Here is a 10,527-nt window from a genome sequence, read left to right on the forward strand (position 1 = left end):
CCCGCAAGGAGCAGCCACCCCATGGACCACGCCTCCCCGCAGCCCACGACCGCCCTGCCCTACGGCACCCCCGAAACCCCGCGCGTCGCGGTCCGCGGCGAGGCCCGCCTCGAAGTCGACCCCGAGATCGCCCATCTCAGCATCACCGTCAGCGCGCGCGGCAGCGACCGCCGCACCGCCCTCGAAGACCTCACCCGCCGTAACGCCCAGGTCCTCGACCTCGTGAAGTCCTACGGCCAGGCGGTCGAGAAGCTGGAGACCGGCGCCTTCGCCATCACCCCGCAGCTCACCGCCAAGGGCCGTCACGAGCGCGTACACGCCTACCACGGCCGCGTCCACCTCTCCGTCACCGTCTCCGACTTCACCGCGCTCGGCGAGCTCAGCACCCGCCTCGCCGACCTCGAACTCACCCAGGTCATCGGCCCCACCTGGGCCCTGCGCCCCGACTCGCCCGCCCACGCCGAGGCACGCCGCCAGGCCGTACGGGAGGCCGTCCAGCGCGCCCGCGAATACGCGGGCGCGCTCGACGCCCGGCTCACCGCCCTCGTCGAGCTCGCCGACCTCGACTCGGAGAACGCCAACCAGCCCTACCCCGTCGCCTACGCGGCCGCCCCACGCAGCGCCGGCTACGGCGGCGCGCCCCAGGCCGCCCCCGCCCTGGACCTCGAACCCCAGCGCCAGACCGTATACGCGCAGGTCAACGCCCGCTTTACGATGTCGCCCCCGCAACTGTGAGCGACTAGCGCACGGACGTGCGCGGGTCCTATAAACCGCTCATCAGAGCACGCCCGCGCACGTTTCATTAGTTGTCGACGACCGGCCACCTAAAGGCCATGGGGGAGTGGCTGGTTCCCGGTTCTTTACCCGCGGGTAAGTCATAGGCTCGCCGCATGCGCCGAGCAAAAATCGTCTGTACTTTGGGGCCAGCAACCGACTCGTACGAGCAGATCAAGGCACTCGTCGAAGCCGGAATGGACGTGGCCCGCTTCAACCTCAGCCACGGCACGTACGCCGAGCACGAGGAGCGTTACCGGCGAGTCCGGAAAGCCTCGCTCGAAACCGGTCGCAGCGTCGGCATCCTCGCCGACCTTCAAGGTCCGAAGATTCGTCTCGGCCGCTTCCAAGAAGGCCCCGTACTCCTTGAACGCGGCGACGAGTTCACCATCACCGTCGAACCCATCGAGGGCGACCGCCTGCGCTGCGGCACCACCTACAAGGGCCTGGCCACCGACGTCAGCCGGGGCGAGCGCATCCTCGTCGACGACGGCCGGGTCACCCTTGAAGTTGTGGACGTCGAGGGCCCCCGGGTCCACACCATGGTCATCGAAGGCGGCATGGTCTCCGACCACAAGGGCCTCAACCTCCCCGGAGTCGCCGTCTCCGTCCCGGCGCTCTCCGACAAGGACATCGAAGACCTCCGCTGGGCGCTGCGCATCGGCGCCGACATCATCGCCCTGTCCTTCGTCCGCAACGGCAACGACGTCGTGGATGTCCACCGCGTCATGAAGGAAGAGGGCATCCGGCTCCCGGTCATCGCCAAGGTCGAGAAGCCGCAGGCAGTCGAGAACCTGGAAGGGATCGTCGACGCCTTCGACGGCATCATGGTCGCGCGCGGCGACCTGGGCGTGGAGATGCCGCTTGAGCAGGTGCCGATCGTCCAGAAGCGCGCGATCAAGCTCGCCAAGCGGAACGCGAAGCCGGTCATCGTCGCGACCCAGATGCTCGACTCCATGATCGAGAACTCCCGCCCGACCCGCGCCGAGGCCTCGGACGTCGCCAACGCGGTCATCGACGGCACGGACGCGGTGATGCTCTCCGGCGAGACCAGCGTCGGCAAATACCCCATCGAGACCGTCAAGACCATGGGCCGCATCGTCGCAGCGGCCGAAGAGGACATCCTCGCCAAGGGCCTCCCCCCACTCACCGAACGCAACAAGCCCCGCACCCAAGGTGGCGCAGTCGCCCGCGCTGCCGCCGAGATGGGCGACTTCCTCGGCGCGAAGTTCCTGGTCGCCTTCACTCAGAGCGGCGACACCGTCCGCCGCCTCTCCCGCTACCGCTCACCCATCCCCCTCCTCGCCTTCACCCCCGAGCCGGCGACCCGCTCCCAGCTGAACCTCACCTGGGGCGTGGAGACCTTCCTCGGCCCCATGGTCGACTCCACGGACGAGATGGTCGCCCAGGTCGACGAGGAGCTGCTACGGATCGGCCGCTGCCAGAAAGGCGACCTCGTCATCATCACCGCCGGCTCCCCGCCCGGCGTCTCCGGCTCGACCAATCTGGTGCGGGTGCACCACATCGGCGAGGCGGACTTGCGGTAGGGGGCTGATCCGGGCCGGGGTACGGAGTGCTGGGCGCGCTTCAGTACTTCGGCCCGATGTGGGTGTCCATGAGGGCGACGGAGGCGCGCTTGGCGACGGAGATGTTCCAGGCATTCGACCGCTTCCACTCGACGCCTAACTGGTCGAGCGTGTCGGTGTAAAGCCCCCGGATGTCGGCGGACTTGTTGGTGAAGAAGTACCTCGGATACTCGTACCGCTTCCGCACCCCGCCAACGTCCTTCACGGTCCAGTTGGTGATCCGGCAGCCGTCGGAGTGCACGAGCCCTCGGACGAACTCCCACGGATTCGCCTCGACGATCTCGAGTTGCCAGGGTTCGAGGGCGATCGGCCGCTCGTGCTTCTTCCCCGGCCCGTGCTGAGGGAACAGACACGGCCAGTGCTTGCTGTAGCCGGTCACCATGACGCATCCCTGCCGCTGAACGCGGCACACGCTGTTATCGGGCCGCACAGCCCGCACCGCCGCCGCACAGGCGTCAATGAGGCCCGGCCAGGCATCCGCGCATGCGATGCGAAGGAAGTACGCGCCCTTCTTGAGGCGACTGACGCAGCCGTCGCCGAGGTACAGGCCGAGCAGGTAGGCGTAGGCGGCGGGCTCCTCCGGCAGCCGCGGCTCGGGTGCGCATCTGGGACATGCGTCGCCCCGGGAGGCCCAGGAGAGAGGCTCGATCCGGATCTGCCATGCACGAATCGCGGCACGGGATATCCCGGTCTGCTTGCTTACGGAATTGAGGCTCCGGCCCTGGTCGACGAGAGCAAGGGCTCGCTTGCGCGTTTCGAAGTCGTACACACCATCGAGCGTGGCTGGTGATGGGGTGCGTGTTGCCCGTTCGAAGAGGTGTTCACTTCATAGAGTGAAGGGCAGCGATTCTGCTGTGACCTTGGAATCGAAGGAAAAGTGCCCCGGGTCGGACTCGAACCGACACTGTATGGGTTTTGAATCCATTGCCTCATGCCAATTGGGCTACCGGGGCTTGCGGTTTCGAAGGTCACCAACGACCCGCTGCGCGTCCACCTTACCGCAGCTAGGTAGGCTCGTGTTGCCCGACCGGTTAAGGAGCGAGGAGCACATTGAGCACCACTGACGCCCCCGACGCGCAGTCGCACGTCCCCCCGCACACCACTCGCGTGGTCATCGCCGAGGACGAGGCCCTCATCCGCCTCGACCTCAAGGAGATGCTCGAGGAGGAGGGGTACTCCGTCGTGGGCGAGGCGGGCGATGGTGAGACGGCCGTCGCGCTCGCTCAGGAGCACCGTCCCGACCTGGTGATTCTCGATGTGAAAATGCCGGTCCTCGACGGGATCTCCGCCGCCGAGCGGATCGCCGCCGACCGTATCGCCCCGGTCCTCATGCTCACCGCGTTCTCGCAGCGCGAACTCGTCGAGCGGGCCCGGGACGCGGGGGCGATGGCGTATCTGGTGAAGCCGTTCAGCAAGAGCGATGTTGTTCCGGCCATCGAGATGGCCGTCTCCCGGTTCACGGAGCTGAAGACGCTGGAGAAGGAGGTCGCCGACCTCGCCCAGCGCCTGGAGACCCGCAAGCTCGTCGACCGCGCCAAGAGCATTCTGCAGACGCAGTACGGGCTGACCGAGCCTGCCGCGTTCCGCTGGATCCAGAAGACCTCGATGGACCGCCGGCTGTCCATGCAGCAGGTGGCCGAGGCGGTCATCGAGGACGCGGCGGAGAAGAAGCAGCAGCAGTAGCGAGCCGGAGGCTGCCGACTCGTCGAGAGAAGACGGATGAGGGCCTGTCCGTACCGCCACGGTACGGACAGGCCCTCAGCTGTGTTGGGCGGATATGGGCGTCAGTCCTCGCCCAAGTATGCCTTTCGCACCGACTCGTCGTGCAGCAGCTCCGAGCCCGTCCCCGACAGCACGATCTTGCCGATCTCCATCACATGGCCCTGGTCGGCGAGGGACAGGGCGGCCTGGGCGTTCTGCTCCACGAGCAGGATCGTGGTGCCCTGGGCCTTCAGTTCGGCGATGGTCTGCATGATCTTCTGCATCATGATCGGGGAGAGGCCCATGGAGGGCTCGTCGAGCATGAGCAGCTTGGGGCGGGACATCAGGGCGCGGCCCATGGCGAGCATCTGCTGCTCGCCGCCGGACAGGGTGCCCGCGGCCTGGGAGCGGCGCTCGCCGAGGATGGGGAAGAGGTCGTACGCCTTCTGTGTGTCGGCGGCGATGCCGTCGGCGTCCTTGCGCAGGAACGCGCCGAGTTGAAGGTTCTCGGCGATGGTCAGGCGCGGGAAGATGTGCCGGCCCTCGGGGGAGTGGGCCAGGCCCAGGGCGACGATCTTGTGGGCGGGGACCCCGGCCAGCGGTTTGCCCTCAAAGCGGATGGCGCCGCCGAGTGGCTGGAGGAGGCCCGACAGGGTGCGCAGGGTGGTGGTCTTGCCCGCTCCGTTGGTGCCGATGAGGGTGACGACCCGGCCTTCTTCGACGGTGAACGAGATGCCCTTGACGGCCTCGATCTTGCCGTAGGCGACGCGCAGGTCCTCGACCTCGAGCAGTGCGGTCACTGTCCGTCCTCCGTACGTGCTGTGGTGCTCTTCGGGGTCCCGCTCGGCCCGGTGTCCTGCTGCGCCTCGGCCGCTTCGGCCTCGGCCGCCTCGACCTCGGCGACCTCGTCGTCGCCCGGCGCGCCCTCGAAGGGGGTGCCGATGTAGGCGGCGATGACGCGCTCGTCGCTCTGGACGACGTCAGGGGTGCCCTCGATGAGCTTCTGGCCCTGGACGAGCACGGTGACCCGGTCGCAGAGGTTGAAGATGAAGCGCATGTCGTGCTCGATGACGAGGACGGCGGTGCCCTGGTCCCGGATGGCGAAGACCAGTTCCTCGGTGGCCCGGGTCTCCTGCGGGTTCATACCGGCGGTGGGCTCGTCGAGGAGGAGCAGGCCGGGGTCGCTGGCCAGGGCCCGGGCGATCTCCAGCTTGCGCTGTTCGCCGTAGGGGAGGTTGCGGGAGAGGTGGTCGGCCTTGTCGGCGAGGCCGGTGAACTCCAGCAGCTCCATGGCGCGTTCCTTGGAGGCGGCTTCGGCGCGTTTGAAACCGGGGCCGCGCAGAAGGGCCGACCACAGGCCCTCCTTGGTGCGGGTGTGGCGGCCGACGAGCACGTTTTCCAGGACGGTCATGTTGGCGAAGAGCCGGATGTTCTGGAAGGTGCGGGCGACACCCGCCTGGGTGACCAGGTGGGGCTTGGGCGGCAGGATGTCGCCCTGGTAGGTGACGTTGCCCTCGGTGGGGACGTACAGCCCGGTCAGGCAGTTGAAGAAGGTGGTCTTGCCGGCGCCGTTGGGGCCGATGAGGCCGACGATCTCACCGGAGTTCACGGTGAGGTCGACGGAGCGTACGGCGGTCAGTCCGCCGAAGCGCATGGTCACGCCGCTGGCGCTGAGCACGGGAGAGGTGGTGGTCGTCATGTCTGTCACGCCTCCGCCTTGGTGACGCCGACGGCGTTGCCGGAGAGCTGGGGCTGGTCGGGGGCGTCGAGCTGGTCCGTCTCGTGGTATTCGAGCTGCTGACGCCGGTTGGGGATGATCCCTTCGGGGCGGAAGCGCATGATGAGGATGAGCGCGATGCCGAAGGCGAGGAGCTGGTAGTCCTGGAAGAATTCCAGCTTCTTGGGGATCAGGAACAGGAGCGTGGCGCCGAGGAGGGGGCCGCCGATCGTGCCCATGCCGCCGAGGATGACCGCGGCGAGCAGGAAGGTGGAGTTGGGGGGCACGGGCCCGGCGAAGACGTACTGTTCGGGCACCACGGTGGTCTGGACGTGCGCCCAGACGGTGCCGGCCACGCCGGCGAGGGTGGCGCCGAGGGCGAAGGCGATGAGCTTGACGCGGAAGCCGTTGATGCCCATGGCGGTGGCGGCGGTCTCGTCCTCGCGGATGGCGACCCAGGCGCGGCCGATGCGGGAGTTGCCGGCGCGGCTGAAGACGAGCACGACGACGACCGTCACCAGCAGCATCAGCAGGAAATAGTTGGCGTTCGAGTCGAGCGTGCGGCCGAGGACGGTGTGATCTTCGTCGAAGTTGAAGCCGAAGATCTCCAGCGGGGGGATGTTGGGGATGCCGTTGGGGCCGTTGGTGACGGACGGACCGGAGACGCCGTCCATGTTCTGCATCGCGAGGCGGAAGATCTCCCCGAAACCGAGGGTGACGATGGCGAGGTAGTCGCCGCGCAGCCGCAGGGTGGGGGCGCCGATGACGACGCCGAAGATCAGGGAGACGACGGCACCCGCGATGACGGCGGCCCAGAAGGGGAAGTGGACGTCGAGGGTGGAGGAGGTGGACCCGGATACCAGGGCGGCGGTGTAGGCGCCGACGCCGAGGAAGGCGACATAGCCGAGGTCGAGGAGGCCGGCCAGGCCGACCACGATGTTCAGGCCGAGGGCGACGGTCGCGAAGATGAGGATGTTGACGCCGAGCTCGGTGTAGCTGGCCTTGTCCTGGGTGAACGGGAAGGCCACCGCGGTCACCAGGGCCGCGAGGAGGGTGACGGAACGGTACTTCGCGGTGAGCGCGCTCATGCGGGCGACGATCCCGGCCTTGAAGAGGGCCGCGGCGGCGAATCCCACGGCGATCAGATAGCCGAGGAACGGCTCGGGGTGGTCCGGGTCGGTCTGGATGCCGTAGTTGACGACGTAGAGCCCGATCGCGAAGACGGCGGCGATGATCAGGATCTCGGCCCAGGAGGGCAGCTCCGCCGGGCGCTTGAGCGGCCGGGTGTCGTTCGGGAGCAGGAGGGCCGCGAGGGGGATCGCGCTGCCGATGGCGGCGACCCAGGCGCCGGGCTCCCAGTTGGCCAGGCCGCCGAGGTCGACGGCGATGGCGATGACGGTGAACCAGGTGGTGGCGAACGTGCCGAGGGCCATGAGCCGCAGGGCCTGGGTGGAGCCGGCGGGGGTGAGCCAGCGCAGCCCGCGCAGGTCCATGGCGGCGAGCGCGAAGACAGTGGTGAGCAGGCCCAGCACCAGGGTGAGGATCTGCAGGCCACCGGGGTAGCCGTTGAAGGTGAGGTCGCCGGGGAACTCGTCGGTCCAGGTCCAGGCGAGGAAAGTGGAGACGACGGAGGCGAGGCCGCCGACGGCGGTGATCGCGCGCAGCATGGTGGCGCGTCCGCCCGTGTCGGTGCTCTCACCCGTGGTCTTGCTGGTGTCGGTGCTCATATGTGGTCCCTCCTCACGCCCGGTCCGCTACGCGTTCGCCGAGCAGGCCCTGTGGCCTGACCAGCAGGACGACGATGAGCAGGGTGAAGGCCCAGACGTCCTTCCAGGTGCCACCGCCGAGCTGCTCCATGCCCGGGATGTCCTGGATGTATTTGATGGCCAGGGCTTCGGCGATGCCGAGGACGACTCCGCCGAGCATGGCGCCGTAGATGTTGCCGATGCCGCCGAGTACGGCGGCGGTGAAGGCTTTGAGGCCGGCGATGAAGCCCATCTCGAAGTTGACCTGGCCGTACTTCAGCCCGTGGGCCACCGCGGCGACGGCGGCGAACGCACCGCCGATGGCGAAGGCCATCACGATGATGCGGTCGGTGTTGATGCCCATCAGCTTGGCGGTGTCGGGGTCCTGCGCGGTGGCCTGCATGGCGCGTCCGGCCCGGCTCTTGGAGACGAACAGGCCCAGGGCGAGCATGCACAGCGGAGCGGCTATGAGGAGGAAGACATCGCCCCGCTGGATGTGCAGGTTGCTGAAGATCTCCAGGGACTTGCCCTCGAACTGCGGGAAGCTGCGCGACTTCTTGGCGTCCGGGTAGAAGGCCCATACGGCTTGCTGCAGCGCGATGGACAGGCCGATCGCGGTGATCAGCGGGGCGAGCCTGGGCCCTCCGCGCAGTGGCCGGTAGGCGAACCGCTCGGCGGCGGTGGCGATGGCCACTGAGGCGACGATGCCGCCGATGATCATGAGGGGCAGGGCCAGGGAGAGCGCGGTGCCGCTGGGGAGCCAGAGGTAGATGGTGAGGGCTCCGAAGCCACCGATCATGAAGATCTCGCCATGGGCGAAGTTGATGAGCTGGACAATGCCGTAGACCATGGTGTACCCGATGGCGATCAAGCCGTAGAGGGCGCCAAGGGTCAGGCCGTTGACCAGCGTTTGCGGCAGTTCGTGCACCGCAGGGCCTCCGATGAGCGTGTCGGATATGACGCCGCGCGGGGGCGCTGTTGCGCCTCCGCGCGGCTGGGGGGTGATGGTGCGGGGCAGTCCTGGGGTCAGTCGTTGAAGGTCCGGCTCGTCGCGTCCGTCCAGGCGCCCTTGACGACCTTGTAGACCGTCAGCTGCTTGTTGGTGGTGTCGCCGAACTCGTCGAAGGAGACCTTGCCGGTCACGCCGTCGAAGGAGACCTTGTTCAGGGCTTCGGTGATCTTGGCGCGGGCGTCGTCGGGCAGCTTGCCGCCGTTGTCGTTCACCACGGCCTTGACGGCCTGGATGATCGCCCAGCCGGCGTCGTAGGAGTAGCCGCCGTAGGCCGCGTAGGGGTCCTTGTAGCCCTGGGCCGCGTAGTCCTTGACGAAGGTCTTGGCGGAGGGCAGCTTCTCGACGGGGTAGCCGACGGAGGTGGCGTAGTCGCCGTCGTTGCTGGTGCCCGAGGCCTTGATGAAGGCGGGGTCGTAGATGCCGTCGCCGCCCATGATCGGGACGTCGGCCCCGGCCTGCTTGACCTGGTCGGACAGGAGGCCGCCCTCGGGGTACTGGCCGCCGAAGTAGACGGAGTCGGCGCCGGTGGACTTGACCTTGTCGGCGATGCCGGAGAAGTCGGTCTCCTTGACGGTCAGGTGGTCGGTGCCGACGACCTTGCCGCCGAGGCGCTTGAACTCCTGGGCGAAGATCTTGGAGAGGCCGGCGCCGTAGGTCTGCTTGTCGTCGACGACGAAGACCTTCCGCTTCTTGGCGTCCTTGTAGTAGTACTGCGCGGCGAAGCGGCCCTGGATGACGTCGGTGGTCGCGGTGCGGAAGTAGGTCTTGAACGGGCGGGTCTTCTTGCCCGAAGGCCAGTCGGGGCCCTGGCTGAGGTCCGGGCTGGTGTTCGCGGGGGAGACCTGTGCCAGGTCGGCCTTGGCGAACACGCCCTGCATGGACTGGGAGACGCCGGAGTTCAGCGGGCCGACCATGGCCACGATCTCGTCGTCGTCGACCATCGAGGTGGCGTTCGTCTTGCCGGACGAGGGCACGGCCTTGTCGTCGAAGTCCTTGATCTTGAAGGTGACGCCGGGCACCTCGTTGTTCTTGTTGGCCACCTTGGTGGCGAGGTCGACCGAGTTCTTGATGCCCTGGCCGAGGGCGGACAAGGAGCCGGTCAGCGGGGCGTCGACACCGATGACGACGGTGGTCTTCTTGTTGTCGCCGTCGCTGTTGTCGCTCTTGTCGCGCGACCCACAGGCGCTGAGGGTGAGTGCGCCCGCGGTGATCGCGGTCGTGATGATGAGCAAGGAACGGTGTCGCACGAGGAATCCTTTCCCTGGCCGGCCCCCTACTTCTGGGTGCCGTGTCCTCGCCGGAGGTCTGAAACGGCCGTCGGATGTTGGGTTAACACCCGACGACGTGGTGACTGGCTGTGACTCTAGGCGCGTCACGCAGCGGGGGGCAGAGGTGCAGGCCATGATGTGACTGTCTTGTTATGCCATGAGTAACCAAGGCGTGTTCGTGTAGCGGAACGTAAGGGATGAATGGGGCGTATGGCGGTAATCCATATGGTCCGGATACTGAGAATCTGCAGTTCCGCTAAGCAGTGTGAGGGGCTGGAGATGGATGTGCGGACCGACGTGCGATCATGTGCATGAAAAGATCAACACTACAGGTCTACGTCTAAGTCAATACCTAGTCTCGCATTGCGTGAATGTTACGGAGTGTTACGCCCGACGGTCATGACGGCGGGCGCCAGTTCTCCGAGCTGTGGGTGGCACCGCGCTCGTCCGTGCAGCGCCGCAGGGTCTCCTGCCTGATCAGCTCTTTGGCGGCGGCGGTGCCGCGCCGCCTGCGCGCCGCGCGCGCGGCGTGCACGATGTCGTCGTAGATCTCGTACTGCTGGTTGGACATCCCCTTCTGCTCCCAGTCGAGCCCGGCCCATCTGCTGCCCAGCAGGTCCTGCTCGGCCCAGTACGAGATGAGGTCGAAGCACAGCTGGACCGGTGAAGCCGCCGGGGCGGTGGGGGTGTCGCTGTCTCTTATACACATCTGACGCTGCCGACG

The 10,527-nt window shown here is 67.4% G+C and carries 10 protein-coding genes and 1 tRNA gene; 3 read left to right on the forward strand and 8 right to left on the reverse strand.

Features of this window, described 5'->3' with window-relative positions; translation table 11 throughout:
* Positions 1 to 21 precede the first annotated feature (21 nt).
* Positions 22 to 735: an SIMPL domain-containing protein gene (locus CCN51_RS43990; protein WP_014180539.1), complete on the forward strand. Its 714-nt coding sequence runs from the start codon at positions 22 to 24 to the stop codon at positions 733 to 735.
* Positions 736 to 890: 155 nt separating this feature from the next.
* Positions 891 to 2,321 carry a pyruvate kinase gene (gene pyk, locus CCN51_RS43995; protein WP_014180540.1) on the forward strand — a complete coding sequence of 477 codons (1,431 nt, stop codon included), beginning with the start codon at positions 891 to 893 and terminating at the stop codon, positions 2,319 to 2,321.
* A 40-nt stretch (positions 2,322 to 2,361) separates the two neighbouring features.
* Here pyk and CCN51_RS44000 read toward each other — a convergent pair whose 3' ends face one another.
* Complete coding sequence (locus CCN51_RS44000) at positions 2,362 to 3,129, reverse strand: helix-turn-helix domain containing protein (protein WP_014180541.1); 768 nt, start codon at positions 3,127 to 3,129, stop codon at positions 2,362 to 2,364.
* Between the two features lie 109 nt (positions 3,130 to 3,238).
* Positions 3,239 to 3,313, reverse strand: a tRNA-Leu gene (locus tag CCN51_RS44005).
* Positions 3,314 to 3,410: 97 nt separating this feature from the next.
* On the opposite strand from CCN51_RS44005, the gene CCN51_RS44010 reads away from it, so the two are divergent.
* Positions 3,411 to 4,043 (forward strand): ANTAR domain-containing response regulator, encoded by a 633-nt coding sequence (locus tag CCN51_RS44010; RefSeq protein ID WP_014180542.1) that lies wholly within the window; start codon positions 3,411 to 3,413, stop codon positions 4,041 to 4,043.
* Between the two features lie 101 nt (positions 4,044 to 4,144).
* Here CCN51_RS44010 and CCN51_RS44015 read toward each other — a convergent pair whose 3' ends face one another.
* The 6 genes from CCN51_RS44015 to CCN51_RS44040 all read right to left on the reverse strand — a co-directional run bounded on the left by CCN51_RS44015 (position 4,145) and on the right by CCN51_RS44040 (position 10,512).
* The gene (locus CCN51_RS44015) at positions 4,145 to 4,861 is read right to left on the reverse strand and encodes an ABC transporter ATP-binding protein (protein WP_014180543.1); all 717 of its coding nucleotides are present in this window, start codon (positions 4,859 to 4,861) and stop codon (positions 4,145 to 4,147) included.
* Positions 4,858 to 5,760 (reverse strand): ABC transporter ATP-binding protein, encoded by a 903-nt coding sequence (locus CCN51_RS59445; RefSeq protein WP_014180544.1) that lies wholly within the window; start codon positions 5,758 to 5,760, stop codon positions 4,858 to 4,860. The genes CCN51_RS44015 and CCN51_RS59445 overlap by 4 nt, the downstream gene beginning before the upstream one ends.
* Before the next feature lie 5 nt (positions 5,761 to 5,765).
* On the reverse strand, positions 5,766 to 7,505 hold the full coding sequence (locus CCN51_RS44025) for a branched-chain amino acid ABC transporter permease (protein WP_014180545.1): 1,740 nt from the start codon (positions 7,503 to 7,505) through the stop codon (positions 5,766 to 5,768).
* Positions 7,506 to 7,518: 13 nt separating this feature from the next.
* Positions 7,519 to 8,451 (reverse strand): branched-chain amino acid ABC transporter permease, encoded by a 933-nt coding sequence (locus tag CCN51_RS44030; protein WP_014180546.1) that lies wholly within the window; start codon positions 8,449 to 8,451, stop codon positions 7,519 to 7,521.
* 98 nt (positions 8,452 to 8,549) lie between these two features.
* Positions 8,550 to 9,782, reverse strand: coding sequence for a branched-chain amino acid ABC transporter substrate-binding protein (locus tag CCN51_RS44035; protein WP_043487820.1), 1,233 nt, complete (start codon positions 9,780 to 9,782; stop codon positions 8,550 to 8,552).
* A 418-nt stretch (positions 9,783 to 10,200) separates the two neighbouring features.
* The gene (locus CCN51_RS44040; RefSeq protein ID WP_086860851.1) at positions 10,201 to 10,512 is read right to left on the reverse strand and encodes a hypothetical protein; all 312 of its coding nucleotides are present in this window, start codon (positions 10,510 to 10,512) and stop codon (positions 10,201 to 10,203) included.
* Positions 10,513 to 10,527 lie beyond the last annotated feature (15 nt).

Source organism: Streptomyces milbemycinicus, assembly GCF_002154605.1.
GTDB classification, from domain to species: Bacteria; Actinomycetota; Actinomycetes; order Streptomycetales; family Streptomycetaceae; genus Streptomyces; species Streptomyces milbemycinicus.

What these genes read in the sequence shown, in the direction of transcription:
- CCN51_RS43990 (WP_014180539.1), top strand. Translation starts at nt 22, where the DNA reads ATGGACCACGCCTCCCCGCAGCCCACGACCGCCCTGCCCTACGGCACC.
- pyk (WP_014180540.1), top strand. Translation starts at nt 891, where the DNA reads ATGCGCCGAGCAAAAATCGTCTGTACTTTGGGGCCAGCAACCGACTCG.
- CCN51_RS59445 (WP_014180544.1), bottom strand. Translation starts at nt 5,760, where the DNA reads ATGACGACCACCACCTCTCCCGTGCTCAGCGCCAGCGGCGTGACCATG.
- CCN51_RS44025 (WP_014180545.1), bottom strand. Translation starts at nt 7,505, where the DNA reads ATGAGCACCGACACCAGCAAGACCACGGGTGAGAGCACCGACACGGGC.
- CCN51_RS44040 (WP_086860851.1), bottom strand. Translation starts at nt 10,512, where the DNA reads ATGTGTATAAGAGACAGCGACACCCCCACCGCCCCGGCGGCTTCACCG.